An 18,791-nucleotide genomic window follows, 5' to 3' on the forward strand; every position below is an offset into this window, starting at 1 on the left:
CGGCCCAGCCGTCATCAACAAGCGATTCGTGTGTCATCGCAGTGTAGAATCACACCCGATTCCGCAGGGCAATACCTATCTTAGCGCCTATGCCCGCAAGGGGGAGATTACGCCCCCATCACTGCTTTCGCCAATTATCGAGGTTGCAGAAGAAGAGCCGAGGAACTGCCGATCTCCCCCCTTGCGGGGGAGATGTCCGGCAGGACAGAGGGGGGTGGGAAGGATCGCCGAGGCTTGCTCTTCATCTCCCCACTTCGTTGGAGATAGGCAACTCCGATCCCCAGTTCCGCGATCAGGCCAGATCGATGTCGAGGATCGCCATCGAGAAATTATAGTCGCCGTCGTCCTCGTCCTTGAAGACGATGCCGAGGAACTCGTCGCCGACATAGACCTCGGCCGAATCTTCCTTGCGCGGCCGCGCCTTCACCTCGAGTTTGGGATTCTGGAAGACGCGCTTGAAATAGGCGTCCAGCTTTCTGATTTCGTCCGGCTTCAAAAGTCTTCTCCGATCGTCGGGCTTGCTCGTTGGAACGCGCTTCTGGCACGTCGACAATGGCGATGTAAAGGCAAGCCGGCTGGATAGAACGCGAACCCTGGGGCCGGATGATTTCAGGTCGAATCCAAATCCGCCTCTAAATCAAGGAGGTAGAGCATGATGTCGTCCGAAAACCGCCTCACACTTTTCGGCATCATGCTTCAGAGGCAACGGCGCCGGCAACCGGACTTCAGTCCGGCGCGCCGGGTGTTGCAAATCAGATGTCGAAGCTGACGACCTGGTCCATCGATTGCGACGGCAAAAGCTGGTCCATCTGGCGCGAAGGCTGGTCGCAGCCGGTCTCGCCGACGACGCGGGCCGGTACGCCGGCAACCGTCTTGTTGTGCGGCACCGGCGACAGCACGACCGAGCCTGCCGCGATCTTCGAGCAATGGCCGATCTCGATATTGCCGAGAATCTTGGCGCCGGCGCCGATCAGCACGCCGTAACGGATCTTGGGGTGGCGGTCGCCGCCGGCCTTGCCCGTGCCGCCCAGCGTCACGCCGTGCAGGATCGACACATCGTCCTCTATCACCGCCGTCTCGCCCACGACAAGGCCGGTGGCGTGGTCGATGAAGATGCCCTTGCCGATGCGGGCGGCCGGGTTGATGTCTGTCTGGAACACCGAAGACGAGCGGCTCTGCAGATAGAGGGCGAAATCCTTGCGGCCCTGATTCCACAGCCAATGTGCCAGCCTGTGCGTCTGGATGGCATGGAAACCCTTGAAATAGAGCACCGGCATGATGAAGCGGTCGCAAGCCGGGTCGCGGTCGTAATAGGCCTGGATGTCGACACGCACGATCGACGACCATTCCTTGTCGTCGGCCAGCATCGACTTGAACGTCTGGCGGATGAGGTCGGAGCCGATGTCCTGATGCGCGAGCCGCTCGGCGAGCCGATGGATGACAGCTTCCTCCAGGCTCTCCTGGTTGAGGATGGTCGAATAGAGGAACGCCGCCAGAAGCGGGTCGCGGTTGACCGCTTCCATCGCCTCGTCGCGGACCGAACGCCAGATCGGATCGACCGGCTGGACCATTGTGGGGCGGGAAATGCTGATGCTGTTCATCGACGTCTTGTCCTGCGTCCTGGCCGCTTGCCTATTCTCCGGCGGCACATATAAGCCAGATCATAGCACGATTAAACTCAATTTTCCTTAGTGCTCGGTGAAATGGATTTGGTTCACGGAAATTCAAGCCGCCATGGAAAACGAACCCTTGATCGACGCTCCGCTGAAACGCGCGCTCTCCGCGCTCTATCAAGCTCCGGATCGCCACTATCACAACCTCGCCCATATAGAGGCGTTGCTGGCGCTGGCGGACGAATATCGAGCATCGCTGCATGATTCCGGCGCCGTCGAAGCCGCAATCTGGTTCCATGACGCCATCTATGACAGCCGCGCCAAGGACAACGAGGCCAGGAGTGCGGCACTTGCGCAGGACAAACTTGCCGCCCGCACCGATCCGGAGCGCCTCGGCCGCATAGCGGCGATGATCGTCGCCACCGCCACGCATGAACTGCCCAGCCTTCAACCACGGTGCCTTGCCGATGAGAACGCCCTCCGCGACGCAGCGCTTTTCCTCGACATGGACCTGGCGATCCTGGGTGCGTCAGCCGACGCTTTCGACGCCTATGAACAAGCGGTCCGCCGCGAATATGGCTGGGTCGAGGAGCCGATGTGGCGCGCCGGTCGCGGCGCGATTCTCAAGACTTTCCTCGCGCGCCAGCATATTTTTCACACGCAGGAATTCCGCCAGAGGTTCGAGCCCCAGGCCAGGCAAAACCTGGCGCGGTCTCTAGAAACGCTCAAATCCTAATCCGGAAATGTCTCCATGCGCTGCGCATAGGCTTTGAACCCGGCGCGCCTGTAGACCGATTGCGCAGCCGGATGGTCGTATGTGTCGGTATGAAGCCAGACCCCTTGCGGCGCGTGCGACCAGATGGCGCGAAGCGCCTGGTCGAGCAGGAACGGCCCAAGCCTGCGACCCTGGAAGACGGGGACCAGCCCGAAATGAACCAGCTCGACCTCAGGCTGGCCGACGCCGTTGAATTCGCACAGACCAGCCGCTTCGCCCTCGACGCGCAGCACATGGATATGTGTCGAGGGCAGCGCCAGCAGGCGCTCGAGCTCTTCCGCCGGCATGCGCAGCCGCTGGTCCCACTGCACCGGCTCGCCGACAGCGCGGTAGAGGCTGAGATAGGCGGCGCGGTCCAGCCTCTCACGCACAACCCTGGCACTTGCCGCCGGGTTGGCGCGCGCAGGCGCCAGATCGGCCTGGCGCATTTCCATATAGGTGACGAAAAGTTCAACCAAAGCGGCACCGCCTCCGGCTGCAAGCCAGACGAAGATCGATCACCTGAAGGCGCCAACGGATTTGGTCGCCGCCCAAACAAAGAACAGGCCGATCACCAACGACAGCCCGTTGAGGAGGATACCCATGATGCCGAGGACATGATTGTCGTTTGAACGTCCCAGTGCCATCAAGCCAAAAACCACGCCGGTGATGTGCGCCAGCGGCGCCGCAACGAGAAACACCAGCAGAAAAACCCCGCCGAGGACGTTTTGAGCGGCCAGCGACGCCTCGCCTGGCATCAACGCCAGCGTGACCACCGCCGCAAAATCCATTGCGAACGCCAGCAGGGCCAGGATCACCGAGCGTTTGCCCAAGCTGCTCCGCCCCGCCACGCCGGGCATTGCTATCGTGCTTCTTCCCCATCCGGCCATTACTCGTCCCCGATCAGGTGAAAGCGCCGATCGTCGATGCCATTGCCACAAGCAGCAGGAAGCCAACCGCCAGGGAGCCGCCGTTGAGCAGGATGCCGACGACCCCAAGCACGCGGCTATCGTTCGAACGCACCAGCGCCATCAGTCCGAAAATCAATCCGGCAATATGCGCCAACGGCCCTGCCAGCAGGAAAACCGCCATGAAGAAACCCGTGGCGATGTTCTGGGCACGCTCGGATGCGTGGGTCGGAAGCGCCACCATTGTGGTAAGCGCCATCACACCGGCACCGAAGGCGAGCAGCGCCAGGATGACGGAACGCTTGCCGAACTTGCTTGTCACGACGGCGCCCGGCAGAGCGTCGGCGCTTCTTCCCCATTGTGCCATTGTTTGCCACCCCTCGCCGGCCGCCCAATCCATATCGCCCGAAAATCGCTTACCGGTTAAAGCGGATTTTCGGCATAAAACTCCAAAACCCGCTGCTTGAAGGTCTTGTCGCCCACAGCCAGCATATGGTCGCGGCCGTCTATGTGAAACACCTTGGCGTTCGGCATCAGCGCGGCGAGCTCGTCGGGCGAGCCGCCGATATCGTCTGTCGTCCCGACCGCAATCAGCGTTGGTTGGGCGATGCGCGTCATGTCGTCTTCGCTGAGCAGTTCGCGCGACGTGGCGATGCAGGCGGCCAGCGCGCGGCGGTCGCTGCGCGTCTGATCGGCAAAGGCGCGAAACGAGCGACCGCGCGGATGGCTGGTGGCGGCCGGATCGTTGGCCAGCAGCGCCTCGGCGATCGGATCCCAGTCGCCGACGCCGTCGACCATGCCGATCCCGAGCCCGCCGAAGACAAGCGTCGCCACCTTGTCGGGATCCGACAGTGCCAGGAACGCCGCGATGCGCGCGCCCATCGAATAGCCCATGACATGCGCGCGGCCGATGCCAAGATGGTCGAGCAGGGCCGCCGCGTCCGAGCCCATCTTGGCCGGGGTGTAGTCGGCCTCGTCATAGCTTTTCGACGACGAGCCGTGGCCGCGATTGTCGAAGGCGATGGCGCGATAGCCGGCATCGTTCAGCGTCTTGAACCAGCCGGGCGATACCCAGTTGACATAGTGGCTGGAGGCAAAGCCGTGGATCATCAGCACCGGATCGCCCGCCCCCGACGCCGGCTGGCGGTCGAGGAAGGCGAAGTCGAACCCGTCATGGGAGAAGAATTGCATCGGGAGCGGCTCAGCCGGCGCCGGGCGTGGGCGCGTTGCCCTTGTCCGATGGCGGCATGCCGGGGCCGGACACCGTGCCGACGGCCGGATGGCGCAGCAGATCGCCATAGTCGATGCCGTTTTTGGCGGCGGTGCCGGCCTTGAGCTCCAGCACGAAGCGCACTGGCACACCCGGCGAGATGACTGCATCGGACAATGGAGTGCCGTGCTTGACGGCCCGGACCTTGCCGTCCTGTCCAACAAAGATCAGGTCGAGCGGCATCGGCGTGTTGTGCATCCAGAAGCCGACCTGCTTCTGCATCTCGAAGACGAACAGCATGCCATGATTGTCGGCCATATCCTGGCGATACATCAGGCCGGCCTCGCGTTCCGAGTCGGTGTCGGCGACTTCGATCGAAAAGGATTTATCGCCCCCTTTCGTCGCCACGACCAAGGGTGTCGGATCGACGGGAAGGATCATCGCCTGACCGCCGGCGATCGTCTGCTGGGATGCGGTCGGCTGCCCGGAATAGAAGTAAGCGCCTGCGGCTACCGCAACGATGACGCAGAGCGCGCCCGCTGTCAGCCAGTTCCTGTACGCCATTGGAAATCCTCGACCAAAGACCATGATCCCTAAAAGTGGTCTCAGGTATTCGGATAAGATCGTGGTGAAACCAAGAAAAACGCCGTCCTGACTTCCTCAGGAAGGCTCGCGTCCTAATGCGCGACCGGCAAGGTGCCCATATCAGGGTGAATCTCGGCAGCCATGAGGCCCTTGTCACCGCGTCCGAAACGCACCAGCACGACCTGTCCGGGCCTGAGCTCGGTGATGCCATAGCGGCGCAGCGTCTCCATATGGACGAAGATATCCTCGGTGCCCTCGCCGCGCGTCAGAAAGCCGAAGCCCTTGGTGCGGTTGAACCACTTAACCAGCGCCCGCTCGAGCCCGCTTTCCGGCGTCACCGCCACATGGGTGCGCTGTTCCTGCATCTCGGCCGGATGGACCGCGGTGGCGGTGTCCATGGACAGCACCCGGAAAGCCTGCAAACCACGGTCGCCATGCTTGACAAGGCACACGACACGCGCGCCCTCCAATGCCGTCTGAAAACCGTCCTTTCGAAGGCAGGTGACATGGAGGAGGATGTCGCCCGAGGAACCGTCATCGGGTAGTATGAAACCGTAGCCCTTGGCCACGTCGAACCATTTGATGGCGCCGGCGATTTCGACAAGGTCGGCGCTATCGCCGCCACTGTCACTCTTCAGGGCGTCGTCAAGGTTCTCATCCCGCCTCGTGAAAGAGGCCTTATCCCCCATAAGAACGCCCCCTTTTTTTCAAGAAAACCGCAAGTGATTCTTGACATTAGATTAACACCGCCGCTTCCGGGGTGTGCAAGACCTGCCGTGCCTTTTTTCACGGTTGAATACAGGAATAGCTGACTTGTTGTTTGCCGGCGTCGCTGCCGGCTGCAATGGCGATCCGTCAAGGCCGTCAACCGGTCGGCAATTTGCATCGGATTTTGCCGAAATCGGCAACCACTTGTGGTCGGACGCTTTTGTCAGAGCAACCTGATTTTCCAAAAACCGGTGATCACTTTTCCAGTCCGATGCTCGTTGCCCTCCGACGGGGTGGACCTTATGTTGCCTCGCAACCCAAACATCCCCGAGGAAATCCCATGCGCTACCTCCACACAATGGTCCGTGTCGCCGACGTCGATGTCTCGCTCGATTTCTACTGCAACAAGCTCGGCCTGAAGGAAGTGCGCCGCTACGAAAACGAGCAGGGCCGCTTCACGCTGATCTTCCTCGCCGCCTCCGAGGATGTAGAAAGCGGCATCACTGAGAAGGCGCCGCTGATCGAACTGACCTACAATTGGGATCCGGAGGAGTACAAGGGCGGCCGCAATTTCGGCCATCTCGCCTATGAGGTCGACGACATCTACGCCACCTGCCAGCATCTGATGGACAATGGCGTCGTCATCAACCGGCCGCCGCGCGACGGCAACATGGCCTTCGTCAAGTCGCCGGACGGCATCTCCTTCGAACTGCTGCAGAAGGGCCCGGCCAAACCCAAGGCCGAGCCGTGGGCATCGATGCCGAACACCGGCACCTGGTAGCGATCACGCCATCTTGAGCGAGGCGGCCGCGCCGACAAGCCGGCCGCCTTTGCCATTTCGACCAACGGCACCTATTTACCTGCCTGTCGCGCCAGCCAAGCAAAGCCAGTGCCTCATCCAGGAGAATTCATTTATGCCGACCAGCCGTGCCGATGTCACCACCGCATATGCCAGCCGCTATTTGCAGCAGCTGTGCAAGCACTGGGCGCACAAATTTCCCGTCGTGTTCGATCCAAACCACGGCACCATCGATCTGTCGCTCGGCCGCACGGTTCTCGATGCCGATGCGGCAGCGCTGCATATCACGGTGTCGACGGAGGAAAGCGGATCGCTGGAGCGCATGGAGAGCGTTGTTGCCGATCACATCAAGCGCTTTGCCTTCCGCGAGGAACTGACTTTCGAGTGGAAGCAGGCTCCGGCGACCTGATCTGCTGTCAGCCGCAACGCCGAACGCCGGAAGCTGCCAGCCCCGGGCGACGTTATGGCGTCACTTGGTTGCGACGCCATCTGAACCGTCGGAACGACGGATCGATCAGAACTTGTAGTTCAGGCCGATCTTGATCGTATGGGCGTCGATCTTCACCTTTGCGTCGTTGCCCTCGATATCTGTCAAACGGACCTTACCGAAGTCGAAGTACTGGTATTCCAGCTTCGTGGTCCATTTGTCGGCGAAGGCCCATTCGACACCGCCACCGATCGTATAGCCGAAGCGGCCTCCGCTCTTCGATGCGCTGCTGTCCGGGTCGGGCACCCCGTCAAAATCGAAAGTATCGCCATAACTCAATTTGTAGTGAGTCGCCGCCGCGCCGCCCTTGGCGTAGATCACCAGCCTGTCGGTGGCGTAGCCCAGACGTGCCGTCAGATCGCCATAGACGCCCAGTTTCGCCGATCCGAAATTGTCGGGCTCTTCGACGATAGTCCTGTCGCCATCGAGGCCGAGATAGCCCAGATCGGCTTCGACGCCATAGACGAATGCTCCAGACTGCCAGTTGTAACCGGCCTGAACGCCGCCGAGGAAGCCGTCGGTATCGACGTCATGGGTCTGACCAAGCTCCTCGTCGAAGAAGGAATCCGTCTGGTCGACCGCGTCACCGCGTCCCCAGCCATAGCCGGCGTTGATGCCGACATAGCCACCCGACCAGACAAACCCTGCCGGTACGGTCTCAATCACGTCGGCGGCGAACGCCGCGCCGCAAGCCGAAATCAGGAAAGTAGATGCGAGAAGCAGACGTTTCATGAAACTCCCCAATGCGTCGGAAAGAGCATAGCACAGACATGCAGTATTCATTAAGCTGCCTAGGCCGGATAATCGAAAATTGTTGCAGAAAAACAACTGTTTAGCCGAGGCTTAATTAGCATCGCGACCGCAACGTAGAAGCGGTTCAAAGCGAACGCGCTATCTGCAGCAGCGCCAGCACCGAGCGCCAGTTGCGCGCGGTGCCGGGCACTTTCAGCACGCGCGGGATGAGATTGGCGAACACCGATTTGCCGAGCCCGTCCGGCGCCTTGAGGTAGAGCACGTCGTCCCTGACCTCGAAGCTTTCCGGGCCGGTGCATTTTTCGGCAAGCCTGGCGATCTCGTCCGCCGTCGGCTGGCGCTCCAGCGTGTAGGCGTGAAGCTTGGTCGGATCGCCGGCGACTTCCGGATAAGGATTCTCCTTCACCAACCGTTCGAACCAGGAGAGATCGCGCACCATGATGCGCGAGTGAAAGCCCCATTTTTTCTCGAACGCCATTTCGATCTGTTTCGCCAGCGTGGCGGCGTCGCCCTTCTTGGTCCGGAACACGACATTGCCGCTCTGCACATAACTGGCGACATCGGTGAAGCCTAGCGCCTCGAATAACGCCCGCAACTCCGCCATCTGGACGATGCGGTTGCCGCCGACATTGATGCCGGAAAACAGCGCGACGAACACGGCACCGCTCATATGATGAACCCGGCCAGGGTCTCGTTGTCGCTGATGTCCTGATAGTGGACGCCCTCGGCCTCGAAATTCGCCTTCAGCAGGTCGAAATTGCGCCGGTCCCTGGTTTCGATGCCGATTAGCACAGAGCCGAAATTGCGTGCCGATTTCTTCATATATTCGAAGCGGGCGATATCATCGTCGGGACCGAGCAGTTCGAGGAAGTCGCGTAGCGCGCCCGGCCGCTGCGGAAAGCGGATGATGAAGTATTTCTTCAGCCCCTCGAAGCGCAGCGCCCGCTCCTTCACGTCGGGCAGCCGCTCGAAATCGAAATTGCCGCCCGACACCACCGCGACGATGGTCTTGCCGCGGATTTCCTTGCGCGAAAAATCCTTCAACGCGTCGATCGCCAAGGCACCGGCCGGCTCCAGCACCACACCTTCGATGTTGAGCATCTCGATCATGGTGGCGCAGAGCCGGTTCTCAGGGATCAGCCGCACCGCCTGAGCGGCGAACTCCTTGAGGTGGCGCAACGGCTCGCGGCCGATCTCGGCCACCGCCGCGCCGTCGACGAAATTGTCGACATTGGCGAGCCGGACGCGCTTGCCGCTGGCGAGGCTCTGATGCAGGCTCGGCGCACCGGCCGGTTCGCAAAAGACGTAGCGCGCGTCACGTTGCTGATCGGCGAAATAGTGCGTCACCCCCGCGGCCAGGCCACCGCCGCCGACCGGCAGCATGATGATGTCGGGCATGCGCGCGCCCGGCATCTGGCCGGCGATCTCATAGGCGACCGTCGCCTGCCCCTCGATAATGTCCTTGTGGTCGAAGGGCGGCACCATATGCGCGCCGGAACTTTCGGTGAATTCGAAGGCGGCGCGGTAGCAGTCGTCGAAGAAGTCGCCGACCAGCCTGATCTCGACGAAATCGCCGCCGAACAGCCGCGTCTTGTCGATCTTTTGCTGCGGCGTCGTCACCGGCATGAAGACCACGCCCTTCTTGCCGAAATGGCGGCAGACGAAGGCAAAGCCCTGCGCATGGTTGCCGGCCGAGGCGCAGACGAACAGCTCGGCCTCGTTGCCGGCGGCAAGCGCCTTGCGGAAAAAGTTGAAGGCGCCGCGGATCTTGTAGGAGCGCACCGGTGAAAGGTCCTCGCGCTTCAACAGCACCCGAGCCCCCGTCTTCTTCGACAGATAGTCGTTTTCCTGCAGCGGCGTTTCGGGAAAGATCTCGCGGATCGCGGTTGCGGCGGTGGCGACACGGGAGGAGAAACTGTTCATGGCGCCGTCACCTCTGGATCGAATGGTTCGAAGGCGAAGCCTATTGCACAATTCGCCGTTTGCAGCCACCGATGCGGCCGGCCGCTTTGACGCGCCAGCAGGAAATCCATTGGAGCCATCTTCATGCCTGTTTCGGCTGTCGCCCTGAAGACCGTAGACCTTCCTGAATTCGGCGAACCAACAGTGATGCCGCTAGTTCAGCGGCGGACCTACGAAGCGCGCATCGAGGCTCTGCTGGCGCGCGGCGCCGAGGCCGGGCTCGACGCCTTTGCCGTCTATGGCGACCGCGAGCACGCGGCCAATGTCGCCTATCTCAGTGGTTACGATCCGCGTTTCGAGGAGACGTTGCTGGTCATCGTCCCCGGCAGCCAGCCAAAGCTTCTCGTCGGCAATGAGGGCTGGGGCTATGCCGAAATCTGCGACGGGCCTTACGAGCGCGTCCTCTACCAGACCTTCTCGCTGCCGGCGCAGCCACGCGACCGCTCGGCCTCTCTATCCGACACGCTTGCCGCCTGCGGCCTGAAGGCCGGCCAGAAAATCGGCGCCATCGGCTGGAAGCCGTTCGGCGCCGGCGATGGCGGCTTTGGCGAGACGACGCTCGACCTGCCGTCCTTCATCGCCGATACGCTGCGCACACTGGCCGGCGACAGAGGCGCGGTGGTCAACGCCGCCAACCTGTTGATGAACCCATCCGACGGCCTACGCGCCATCAACGAGGCAGACCAATTGGCGTCCTTCGAATTCGCCGCGACCTTTTCCTCGCAGGGCCTGCGCAACGTGCTTGGGAATATTGAGCCCGGCATGAGCGAATTGCAGGCCGCGCGGCTGATGGGGATCAACGGCCTGCCCCTGTGCTGCCACCCGATGCTGTCCGCCGGCAGGCGTGCGCCCTACGGCTTGCCTAGCCCGCGCCTCGACATCATCAAGCGCGGCGATCCCGTCACCATGGCCTATGGCATCCAGGGCTCGCTCAACGCCCGCGCCGGCTTCCTGGTCGAGAGCGCCGCGGAACTGCCGCGCGAGATCGACGACTATATCGACAAGCTGGTAGCGCCCTATTTCGCCGCCGTCGTCGACTGGTACGAGACCATCGGCATAGGCGTTGCCGGCGGAGCGCTTTGGAAAGCCGTGCATGACCGCATAGGCGACCCGTTCTTCGGCGTCTCGCTCAATCCCGGCCATCTCGTCCATATGGACGAATGGATGCATTCGCCGGTGTTTTCCGGCTCGGACATCAAGCTGCAATCGGGCATGGCGCTGCAGGTCGACATCATTCCGGCGACCGGAACCAGCTATTTCACCACCAACATCGAAGACGGTATCGCGCTTGCCGATGAGTCCCTGCGCGAGGAGATCGCGGCCCGCTATCCCGAGGCATGGCGCCGCATCGAGGCGCGCCGCGCCTTCATGCGCGACGTGCTGGGCATCAGGCTCAAACCCGAGGTATTGCCCTTCTCCAACATTCCGGCGTTCCTGCCGCCATTCTGGCTTTCGCGCAACAGTGCGATGGCTGTGACCCGACGCTGACCACATTTCGGCTGGACACGACTTACTTCTGCCGCACTCTCACTGTCCGGGAGGTGTCGCGGAGGGTAGACGGGCCGAGGGTAGACAGGCCTTTGGGCCTCAAAGTGAATTCTATGTGAATTCATCTTTCGATTGGAATTTTTGACGTGCGTTTGAAGACGATTTGCATTCTTGCACTTGCCCTGTTGATCGCCGGCTGCGGCGGCCGCAAAACCGAGGAACTGCTCGGCAGCGCCGTCATGTCCACGCCGGTGACCGAAATCTCGGGCAATCACTCGATCTTCATTGCCACCACACGCAAGAAATCCGACGATCCCAACAAAGTTTTCGACGGCGAACGCTCGGCGACGCTGAACTACGCCCGCGTCACCGTCACCGTTCCCGGCACCCACCAGACCGGCCAGATCGAGCGCCGCTCGCGCGGCAAGTCGAACGACCCGGCGAAATACTTCATGGCTTCCGAGGTCGTCGGCTACGATGCGCAGCCTCAATTCTCAAGCGCGCTCAATGCCGACATTGCCGCGCGCGGCGGCCGCGTCATGGTCTTCGTGCATGGCTACAACACCGGCTTCGACGACGCGGTCTACCGCCTGACCCAGATCGTCCACGATTCCGGCTATCCCGGCACGCCGGTGCTGTTTTCCTGGGCATCCGGCGCCAGAACCACCGACTATGTCTATGACAAGGAAAGCGCCAGCGCCGCCCGCGATCAGCTGGAGGTGACATTGCGCATGCTGCAGCAGTCCGGCGCGCGGCGCATCGACATCGTCGCCCACTCGCTCGGAACCTGGGTGACCATGGAAACGCTGCGCCAGATGGCCATCACCGGCGACCGCGATCTCGGCGGCAAGCTCGGCGATGTCGTGCTGGCCTCTCCCGACATCGACGTCGACGTCTTCAAGAGCCAGATGCGCCGCTACGGCAAGCCGGACAAGCCGTTCATCCTGCTGCTCTCCGACGACGACCGGGCGCTGCGGCTCTCAGGCCTGATCGCCGGCTCGCGGCCACGCGTCGGCGACTACAAGGATGCCGCCGACCTCGCCGCTTATGGCGTCACCGTGGTCGACCTCTCCAAGGTCAAGGGAGGCGACAGCTTCAACCACACCAAATTCGCCGACAATCCCGAACTGGTGAAGATGATCGGCCAGCGGCTGCGCGAGGATGACGGCTTTGCCAGCGACCAGACGGTGACCGACCGTATCAGCGCGCTCGGACAATAAGGCTGTCGCCTTGCGGCGACCGTCGCCGCGTGAGGTCGCGAATGCCGCTCGGCCCGATCACTTTCAACTGGACCGGGCCGGTCTCTGCCTCTACGACATTGAAATCGGCGCCAATGCGCCAGCGGGAGCCCGCGTGAACGAGCGTTGGAAGACTGTCCTGGTCCTTGCGTTCGCGCTCGCTGCCGCCGGCTGCGCCGGCCCGAACACCCATGACCTGTTGAACGAGACGACGGTTTCGGTGCCTGCCTCCGACATCGCGGCCACCCACGAAATCTTCGTCGCCACCACCCGCAAGCAGGCGACCAAGGACCCACGCCAGGTGTTCGATGGCGATCGCTCGCTGACCACCAGCTACGCCCGCGTCGACGTCACCGTGCCGAAGGTCCACCAGGTCGGCGCCATCGAGCGCGCCAAGGGCTCGGCAAATTCGAACCCGGCCAAGCAATTCACCGCCACCGACGTCGTCCACTATGGCGACGCCTCGCAATTCGCCAAGGCCGTCGGCGCCAACATCACCATGAATGGCGACCGCGCGCTGGTCTTCGTCCACGGCTTCAACAACGGCTTCGACGACGGGGTCTACCGGCTGGCGCAGATCGCCCACGACACCGAATATCCCGGCACGCCGATCCTGTTTTCGTGGGCTTCGAGCGGCAAGACCACGGGCTATATCTACGACAAGGACAGCGCCAACGCCGCGCGCGACGACCTCGAGGCGACGCTCAGGATGCTCGCCAAGACAAAGGTCAAGAGCATCGACATCATCGCGCATTCGATGGGAACCTGGGTGACGATGGAAGCGCTGCGCCAGCTCGCCATCACCGGCGACCGCGATCTCGACGGCAAGCTCGGCCGTGTCGTCCTGGCATCGCCCGATATCGATGTCGACGTCTTCAAGAAGCAGATGATCCGCTACGGCAAGCCCGACAGGCCGTTCGTCATCCTGCTTTCCGCCGACGACCGTGCTCTGAGACTGTCCAGCCTGCTATCCGGCGACAAGCCGCGCGTCGGCGACTACGGCAACGCCGCCGACATTGCCAGTTACGGCGTCGTTGTGGCCGACCTCAGCCAGATCAAGGGCGGCGACCGCCTGAACCACGCCAAATTCGCCGACAACCCGTTCCTGGTGCAATTGCTCGGCGACCGTCTGCGCGCTCCAGCCGGCCTGGCATCGGACGAACCCACGCAGGGCCAGATCGACAATCTCGGCCGAGGCCTCGGCAAGGCAGTCGGATCCGTCGCCGAGATCATCATCACCACGCCATTCAAGGTGCTGACCATCGCCACCGGCGGATGAGAGCCAAGCAGCGGGCTGATCTCAGATAAAAAGATCGACCTTCTGGAACGTCGTCACGTCGATCAGGCCGACATCGGAAATCCTGAGCTCCGGAATGACGACCAGCGCCAGCAGCGAGTGCTGCATGTAGGCGTTGTTGAGCGAGCAGCCCATCTTGCGCATTGCTTCGGTGAGTTTCTCGGCCTTGGCCGCCACGATTTCGGCGCGCTCGTCCGACATCAGCCCGGCGATCGGCATTTCGACAAGCGCCAGTTCCTTGCCCTTTGAAAACAGCACCACGCCGCCACCGACCTCGCCCAGGCGGTTGACGGCCAGCGCCATGTCTTCCTTGTTGGTGCCGACGCAGATGATGTGGTGGGCATCATGTGCGACGCTCGACGCAATGGCGCAGTCGCCCATATAGCCGAAGCCTGAGACGAAGGCATTGGTGACGCCGCCGGTGCCGCGGTGGCGCTCGACCAGCGCGATCTGGCAGATGTCGTTGCGGCGGTCCATGGCGACCAGCCCGTCCTCGACCGGCAGGTCGGCCTCCAGCGCCCGCGTCGGCGCCTGGTTTTCGATCACGCCGATGACCCGCACCCGCACCTCGTTGGCGCCCTTGGGCGCCGCAATGTCGAAGTCGCCTGGCTTCAGCTTCTTGCCGAGCTTGACGGTGTTCTTCGCCGATTTGGGGTAATCATAGGCCGGGATGTCGATCTCGAGCTTGCCGCCCTTGGCCAGCCTGATACCGCGGCCATAGACCTCGTCGATGGTCATGGCGGCGAGATCGGCGACGATCAGCAGATCGGCCAGCCGTCCCGGCGCGATCGAGCCGATCTCGCGCTCCAGCTTGAAATGCTGGGCGGTATTCAGCGTCGCCATCTGGATCGCCGTCACCGGCTTCAATCCCTGTTGGATGGCGTGGCGCACCACCCGGTCCATATGGCCTTCATGCACCAGCGTGCCGGAATGGCTGTCGTCGGTGCACAGGATGAAGTTGCGCGGGTCGAGCCCGCTCTCGGTCACCGCCTTGATCTGCGAGGCAACATCGTACCAGGCCGAGCCCAGCCGCAGCATTGCCTTCATGCCCTGGCGCACGCGGGCGATCGCGTCCTCGGCGCGCGTGCCTTCATGGTCGTCCTCCGGCCCGCCGGCGACATAGCCATGGAACGGCAGGCCGAGATCGCGCGACGCATAGTGGCCGCCGACCGTCTTGCCCGCTCGCACCGTGGCGGCTATCTCGCCCGACATCACCGGATCGTTGGCCACGACACCGGGAAAATTCATCACTTCGCCGAGCCCGATGATGTTTTCCCAGGTCATCGCTTCCGCGACATCGGCGACCGTCAGTTCGGCCCCGGCATGCTCCAGCCCCGGCGCGGACGGCACGCAGGACGGCATCTGGACATGGACGTTGATCGGCATGGCGACGGCCTCGTCATGCATCAGCCGCACGCCGGGCAGACCCAGCACATTGGCGATCTCGTGCGGATCGATGAACATCGAGGTGGTGCCGTGCGGGATGACGGCGCGGCAGAACTCGGTCACCGTCACCATGCCGCTCTCGACATGCATGTGCGCGTCGCACAGGCCGGGCACGAGATAGCGACCGCCGGCGTCGACCACCTTGGTGCCCTGGCCGATGGCATGGCTGGCATTCGGCCCGCAATAGGCGAAGCGGCCGCCTGATATGGCGATGTCGGTGCCGGCTATGATTTCGCCGGAGTGCACGTTCACCCAGCGGCCGTTGCGAATGACGAGATCGGCAGGCTTGCGCCCCGTCGCGACGTCGACCAGATGCGTCGCCATCTCGGTCCAGGGCTTGGGTTTCGTCGCCGACGGCTGCTTGGCCATGAAAGACTCCTGTTTGCCAGACTGTGCCAAGCCGGCAAGGTTTTGGCCAGCGATCACGGACGAAATCCGCTCGATGATCGGCGGATGCGCTGCACCCGTTCACACCGGCGAGCGTCACGGCGGTCATTCAGTTTGGCTTGTGCCGGCACTTATGCTACTATTCTGCCGACGGTGCTGATTTGCGCCGACGACCCGCCGCGAGGCGGGTTTTTGTTGTGATGAGGCCGAAACCTCCTGAGGTGAAGTCATGACCCGGTTCCTGAAAGCACTCGCCTTCGTCACCCTGTTCCTGATCTCGGCCGGCTTTGCATCCGCCGAGGAACGTTGGCAGACCTTGCCCGAACCGGCGGCCATGCCCAAGCCTGAACAGAGCGGATATGCGCCGGTCAACGGCATTCAGATGTACTACGCCGTTTTCGGCGCCGGTGATCCGATTCTCCTGATCCATGGCGGCCTTGGCCATGGCGACATCTGGGCAAGCCAGGTGGCGACCATGTCCAAGACGCATAAGGTTATTATCGCCGACAGCCGCGGCCATGGCCGCTCTACCCGCACCGAGCAGCCTTACGGCTATGACCTCATGGCGTCGGACTATCTTGCGCTGCTCGACTATCTCAAGATCGACAAGACCGCTCTTGTCGGCTGGAGCGACGGCGGCATTATCGGCATCGACATCGCGCTGCATCATCCGGAGCGGCTGACAAGGCTCTTTGCGCAGGCCGCCAACGTCACCACCGATGGCGTCGATCCGGGTGTGCTGACCAACAAGACCTTTGCCGCCTATATCGACCGCTCGGGACGCGACTACAAGAAACTGTCGAAGACTCCCGACCAGTACGATGCCTTCGTGGCGCAGATCAGCCACATGTGGGAGTCGGAGCCGGCCTGGACCAAGGAACAGCTCGGCAAGATAACCACGCCGACTGCGATCGTTGCCGGCGACCATGACGAGGCGATCAAGCGCGAACACACCGAATACATGGCCTCCGTCATTCCGGGCGCCAAGCTCATCATCCTGCCCAACGCCAGCCATTTCGCCATGCTGCAGGCGCCGGACGAATATAGCAAGGCGGCGCTGGACTTCATCGACGCCAAATAGCGCCCCCCAAGATAGAGCACCCAGCGCAGCAACGGGTGCTTCCGATTGTTGAACAATGGGTTCCGTTTTGCGGCGAATAGGATTACCTTCCGGCAAGGCGCCTTCTGAACAGCCTTTTCGGAGAACTCGATGCGGTGTCTGACGATTGCCAGTGCCGGATTTCTGATCGCTCTGGCCGCGCCGGCATTCGCCGCCGACCCGATGGCGGTGCCGATGACCGAACCAGGCTTCGACTGGACCGGCTACTATGCCGGCCTGCAGGCCGGCTACGGCTGGGGCCAGTCCGACATATCAGTGACGGAAGGCGCGCCGTTTTCCATCTCGCCCGATATTGACGGCGGTTTCGTCGGGGGCCATGTCGCCGGCCTGTGGCAGTTCGATCAGGCGGTGCTCGGCGCCGAGGCGGAGCTCAATTATTCCGCCGTCGACGGTACGGCGGTATCAGGCCTTGGAAGCACATTCCGCACGGACATCAAGTGGTTCGGATCTGTAAACGCCAAAGCGGGCTTCGCCATGGACCGCGTGCTGGTCTACGGCGTCGGCGGCGTCGCCTTTGCCGGCATCGAAACGTCGCAAGTCGCGGGCGCGTCGTTCGCCGGCACACGCACGAATATCGGCTGGACCTTGGGCGCCGGCGTTGACTATGCGCTGACCGACAAATTCATCGTCGGCGCGCAATATCGCTATTACGATTTCGGCTCCGAGCACTATGACGTGGCGGAACCCTTCAACGATCGCGATCAGGATGTGAAGCTGAACGCGGTCGGTATCAATCTCAGCTACAAATTCTGAGCCTTCTCGGCGACTGAGATTTTGGCAACAACCAACTGTTTTGCCATCACGAACCACCTTTCATGAGTCCGACACTCGGCAAAAGATGGCTTGACGGGTTTTCGCTGGCGTCTGAAAAGGGCTGGCCTGCGGACGTGGCGGAATTGGTAGACGCAAGGGACTTAAAATCCCTCGATCTCTGATCGTACGGGTTCGATTCCCGTCGTCCGCACCATTTGAAATGCTTAGGATTTGTTCTGTAAGAACTCACTGGCTACCATAGAAAAGGCTGACGCGGGTAGCAACTGAAGAGGTTTAACACTCTTGCTGGAATACCTGCTGCAACACTCCTGTCGGTAGCGACCGACCGCGCGGGCCAGGTCAAGGCACTCCCTTAGGAGCCGGCTGGGGCCGCAGCGGCCTTAACCCGGTGGGCATGCTCCGTCGCGATTTTAAGAAGAGTTGCGGCCGTTTCCTGTGGCGTCCAACCTTGCGCTTCTGACGCAGTCACCAAGGCCGCAAACGCGGCTTCTAATGCGACTTCACAGTTCACCCCACGGTCTGGGCTATCCTCTGGCAATATCGGGGGTTCGACGGATTGGGACATGGTGACTTCTTTCAAAGGGGAAAACCCGCCGCCCCAGCCTTTTGCCACTTGAAAATTTCAGCAAAGGATCATTCCAGCTATCAGCAGCGTGATTAGAACTGACAACGGCACGGCCAGAAGACCGACCAACTCAACATTTCTTGTGTTTTGTCGCTTGTCCATCTTCGTCGCCCGCATGTCGTTGGCTTTGGCATCTTGCCGTCAACGTGCAGCTGTTGGAACCAACCACAAGTGCCGCTGATCGGAGATTCAGTCGGTGCTGCATATTAGCAACACATTGTGGAACGATCGGGCGGCATCAGCCAATTGCTTTTGAATGCGCTTGCACTTGCTTCGTACGATTCCGTACAGTTTCCCCCATAGGGGAGGCGGCCGATGGACCATGACGAGGAAGGCTACAGCATTGACGCCTTCGATTTCGATGTGGTGTGCGAGACCTTCAGGAGATCCGTTCGGGAGTTGAACCTGGCTGAAGAGCATTGGGTAGACCACGCGAAGGCGCTGCTACGGGAATTCACCGACAGCGCACCTGATGACGACATGATTAGCCGGATCGTCGGGCGCTAGTGGCCTATACAGCGGTAGTTGGTTAGAATCGTACCCCGGTCCTGCCACGGAAACCTTTTCCAAGGTTTGCCGCGTCATAGAGGCATCACAGAAGCTCCTGGAACAGATTGCCCAGCGCGGAGGGCCCTAT

The 18,791-nt window shown here is 61.9% G+C and carries 21 protein-coding genes and 1 tRNA gene; 10 read left to right on the forward strand and 12 right to left on the reverse strand.

What is annotated here, in order from left to right; translation table 11 throughout:
* Positions 1-292: 292 nt before the first annotated feature.
* Positions 293-496: a DUF3126 family protein gene (locus NKI37_RS07155; protein ID WP_006200852.1), complete on the reverse strand. Its 204-nt coding sequence runs from the start codon at positions 494-496 to the stop codon at positions 293-295.
* 256 nt (positions 497-752) lie between these two features.
* The gene (gene cysE, locus NKI37_RS07160; protein WP_023667506.1) at positions 753-1,601 is read right to left on the reverse strand and encodes a serine O-acetyltransferase; all 849 of its coding nucleotides are present in this window, start codon (positions 1,599-1,601) and stop codon (positions 753-755) included.
* 133 nt (positions 1,602-1,734) lie between these two features.
* Here cysE and NKI37_RS07165 point away from each other — a divergent pair, with 133 nt between their 5' ends.
* Entirely contained in the window at positions 1,735-2,349 is a 615-nt protein-coding gene (locus NKI37_RS07165; protein WP_023681513.1) for an HD domain-containing protein, read from the forward strand.
* Here NKI37_RS07165 and NKI37_RS07170 read toward each other — a convergent pair.
* The 6 genes from NKI37_RS07170 to NKI37_RS07195 form a co-directional block, all read right to left on the reverse strand.
* Positions 2,346-2,846 carry a GNAT family N-acetyltransferase gene (locus NKI37_RS07170; RefSeq protein ID WP_023735356.1) on the reverse strand — a complete coding sequence of 167 codons (501 nt, stop codon included), beginning with the start codon at positions 2,844-2,846 and terminating at the stop codon, positions 2,346-2,348. The two genes, NKI37_RS07165 and NKI37_RS07170, sit on opposite strands and share 4 nt — an antisense overlap.
* Before the next feature lie 39 nt (positions 2,847-2,885).
* Entirely contained in the window at positions 2,886-3,200 is a 315-nt protein-coding gene (locus tag NKI37_RS07175; protein ID WP_352787171.1) for a hypothetical protein, read from the reverse strand.
* Between the two features lie 70 nt (positions 3,201-3,270).
* Positions 3,271-3,642, reverse strand: coding sequence for a hypothetical protein (locus tag NKI37_RS07180; protein WP_023741428.1), 372 nt, complete (start codon positions 3,640-3,642; stop codon positions 3,271-3,273).
* A 56-nt stretch (positions 3,643-3,698) separates the two neighbouring features.
* Positions 3,699-4,466: an alpha/beta fold hydrolase gene (locus tag NKI37_RS07185; RefSeq protein WP_023681517.1), complete on the reverse strand. Its 768-nt coding sequence runs from the start codon at positions 4,464-4,466 to the stop codon at positions 3,699-3,701.
* Positions 4,467-4,476: 10 nt separating this feature from the next.
* Positions 4,477-5,049, reverse strand: a complete 573-nt coding sequence (locus NKI37_RS07190) for a DUF192 domain-containing protein (protein WP_023681518.1) — start codon at positions 5,047-5,049, stop codon at positions 4,477-4,479.
* 113 nt (positions 5,050-5,162) lie between these two features.
* Positions 5,163-5,759 (reverse strand): cold-shock protein, encoded by a 597-nt coding sequence (locus NKI37_RS07195; protein ID WP_352757901.1) that lies wholly within the window; start codon positions 5,757-5,759, stop codon positions 5,163-5,165.
* 359 nt (positions 5,760-6,118) lie between these two features.
* On the opposite strand from NKI37_RS07195, the gene NKI37_RS07200 reads away from it, so the two are divergent.
* Positions 6,119-6,559, forward strand: coding sequence for a VOC family protein (locus tag NKI37_RS07200; protein WP_023681520.1), 441 nt, complete (start codon positions 6,119-6,121; stop codon positions 6,557-6,559).
* Between the two features lie 133 nt (positions 6,560-6,692).
* Entirely contained in the window at positions 6,693-6,986 is a 294-nt protein-coding gene (locus NKI37_RS07205) for a DUF2218 domain-containing protein (RefSeq protein ID WP_023744840.1), read from the forward strand.
* A 105-nt stretch (positions 6,987-7,091) separates the two neighbouring features.
* Here NKI37_RS07205 and NKI37_RS07210 read toward each other — a convergent pair whose 3' ends face one another.
* The 3 genes from NKI37_RS07210 to ilvA all read right to left on the reverse strand — a co-directional run bounded on the left by NKI37_RS07210 (position 7,092) and on the right by ilvA (position 9,740).
* Positions 7,092-7,796, reverse strand: a complete 705-nt coding sequence (locus tag NKI37_RS07210; RefSeq protein ID WP_023815356.1) for an outer membrane protein — start codon at positions 7,794-7,796, stop codon at positions 7,092-7,094.
* A gap of 145 nt (positions 7,797-7,941) precedes the next feature.
* Entirely contained in the window at positions 7,942-8,487 is a 546-nt protein-coding gene (locus tag NKI37_RS07215; protein ID WP_023815357.1) for a DUF1697 domain-containing protein, read from the reverse strand.
* Positions 8,484-9,740: a threonine ammonia-lyase IlvA gene (ilvA, locus tag NKI37_RS07220; RefSeq protein WP_352757902.1), complete on the reverse strand. Its 1,257-nt coding sequence runs from the start codon at positions 9,738-9,740 to the stop codon at positions 8,484-8,486. The genes NKI37_RS07215 and ilvA overlap by 4 nt, the downstream gene beginning before the upstream one ends.
* 123 nt (positions 9,741-9,863) lie before the next feature.
* Here ilvA and NKI37_RS07225 point away from each other — a divergent pair, with 123 nt between their 5' ends.
* The 3 genes from NKI37_RS07225 (at position 9,864) to NKI37_RS07235 (ending at position 13,784) form a co-directional block, all read left to right on the forward strand.
* The gene (locus tag NKI37_RS07225; RefSeq protein ID WP_352757903.1) at positions 9,864-11,267 is read left to right on the forward strand and encodes an aminopeptidase P family N-terminal domain-containing protein; all 1,404 of its coding nucleotides are present in this window, start codon (positions 9,864-9,866) and stop codon (positions 11,265-11,267) included.
* Between the two features lie 146 nt (positions 11,268-11,413).
* The gene (locus tag NKI37_RS07230; RefSeq protein ID WP_023695396.1) at positions 11,414-12,487 is read left to right on the forward strand and encodes an alpha/beta hydrolase; all 1,074 of its coding nucleotides are present in this window, start codon (positions 11,414-11,416) and stop codon (positions 12,485-12,487) included.
* Between the two features lie 133 nt (positions 12,488-12,620).
* The gene (locus tag NKI37_RS07235; protein ID WP_352653771.1) at positions 12,621-13,784 is read left to right on the forward strand and encodes an alpha/beta hydrolase; all 1,164 of its coding nucleotides are present in this window, start codon (positions 12,621-12,623) and stop codon (positions 13,782-13,784) included.
* A 21-nt stretch (positions 13,785-13,805) separates the two neighbouring features.
* On the opposite strand, the gene ade is transcribed toward NKI37_RS07235, so the two are convergent.
* On the reverse strand, positions 13,806-15,617 hold the full coding sequence (gene ade, locus NKI37_RS07240; RefSeq protein WP_023751503.1) for an adenine deaminase: 1,812 nt from the start codon (positions 15,615-15,617) through the stop codon (positions 13,806-13,808).
* Positions 15,618-15,864: 247 nt separating this feature from the next.
* Here ade and NKI37_RS07245 point away from each other — a divergent pair, with 247 nt between their 5' ends.
* The 4 genes from NKI37_RS07245 (at position 15,865) to NKI37_RS07260 (ending at position 18,661) form a co-directional block, all read left to right on the forward strand.
* Entirely contained in the window at positions 15,865-16,716 is an 852-nt protein-coding gene (locus NKI37_RS07245; protein ID WP_023702492.1) for an alpha/beta fold hydrolase, read from the forward strand.
* 129 nt (positions 16,717-16,845) lie between these two features.
* Entirely contained in the window at positions 16,846-17,508 is a 663-nt protein-coding gene (locus NKI37_RS07250) for an outer membrane protein (protein ID WP_023702493.1), read from the forward strand.
* A gap of 128 nt (positions 17,509-17,636) precedes the next feature.
* A tRNA-Leu gene (locus NKI37_RS07255) sits at positions 17,637-17,722 on the forward strand.
* Between the two features lie 747 nt (positions 17,723-18,469).
* Entirely contained in the window at positions 18,470-18,661 is a 192-nt protein-coding gene (locus tag NKI37_RS07260; protein ID WP_023667524.1) for a hypothetical protein, read from the forward strand.
* Positions 18,662-18,791 lie beyond the last annotated feature (130 nt).

Source organism: Mesorhizobium sp. M0626 (assembly GCF_040320665.1).
In the GTDB taxonomy this organism is placed as follows: domain Bacteria; phylum Pseudomonadota; class Alphaproteobacteria; order Rhizobiales; family Rhizobiaceae; genus Mesorhizobium.

What these genes read in the sequence shown, in the direction of transcription:
- cysE (WP_023667506.1), bottom strand. Translation starts at nt 1,601, where the DNA reads ATGAACAGCATCAGCATTTCCCGCCCCACAATGGTCCAGCCGGTCGAT.
- NKI37_RS07165 (WP_023681513.1), top strand. Translation starts at nt 1,735, where the DNA reads ATGGAAAACGAACCCTTGATCGACGCTCCGCTGAAACGCGCGCTCTCC.
- NKI37_RS07180 (WP_023741428.1), bottom strand. Translation starts at nt 3,642, where the DNA reads ATGGCACAATGGGGAAGAAGCGCCGACGCTCTGCCGGGCGCCGTCGTG.
- NKI37_RS07185 (WP_023681517.1), bottom strand. Translation starts at nt 4,466, where the DNA reads ATGCAATTCTTCTCCCATGACGGGTTCGACTTCGCCTTCCTCGACCGC.
- NKI37_RS07190 (WP_023681518.1), bottom strand. Translation starts at nt 5,049, where the DNA reads ATGGCGTACAGGAACTGGCTGACAGCGGGCGCGCTCTGCGTCATCGTT.
- NKI37_RS07195 (WP_352757901.1), bottom strand. Translation starts at nt 5,759, where the DNA reads ATGGGGGATAAGGCCTCTTTCACGAGGCGGGATGAGAACCTTGACGAC.
- NKI37_RS07200 (WP_023681520.1), top strand. Translation starts at nt 6,119, where the DNA reads ATGCGCTACCTCCACACAATGGTCCGTGTCGCCGACGTCGATGTCTCG.
- NKI37_RS07205 (WP_023744840.1), top strand. Translation starts at nt 6,693, where the DNA reads ATGCCGACCAGCCGTGCCGATGTCACCACCGCATATGCCAGCCGCTAT.
- NKI37_RS07210 (WP_023815356.1), bottom strand. Translation starts at nt 7,796, where the DNA reads ATGAAACGTCTGCTTCTCGCATCTACTTTCCTGATTTCGGCTTGCGGC.
- NKI37_RS07215 (WP_023815357.1), bottom strand. Translation starts at nt 8,487, where the DNA reads ATGAGCGGTGCCGTGTTCGTCGCGCTGTTTTCCGGCATCAATGTCGGC.
- ilvA (WP_352757902.1), bottom strand. Translation starts at nt 9,740, where the DNA reads ATGAACAGTTTCTCCTCCCGTGTCGCCACCGCCGCAACCGCGATCCGC.
- NKI37_RS07225 (WP_352757903.1), top strand. Translation starts at nt 9,864, where the DNA reads ATGCCTGTTTCGGCTGTCGCCCTGAAGACCGTAGACCTTCCTGAATTC.
- ade (WP_023751503.1), bottom strand. Translation starts at nt 15,617, where the DNA reads ATGGCCAAGCAGCCGTCGGCGACGAAACCCAAGCCCTGGACCGAGATG.
- NKI37_RS07245 (WP_023702492.1), top strand. Translation starts at nt 15,865, where the DNA reads ATGACCCGGTTCCTGAAAGCACTCGCCTTCGTCACCCTGTTCCTGATC.
- NKI37_RS07250 (WP_023702493.1), top strand. Translation starts at nt 16,846, where the DNA reads ATGCGGTGTCTGACGATTGCCAGTGCCGGATTTCTGATCGCTCTGGCC.
- NKI37_RS07260 (WP_023667524.1), top strand. Translation starts at nt 18,470, where the DNA reads ATGGACCATGACGAGGAAGGCTACAGCATTGACGCCTTCGATTTCGAT.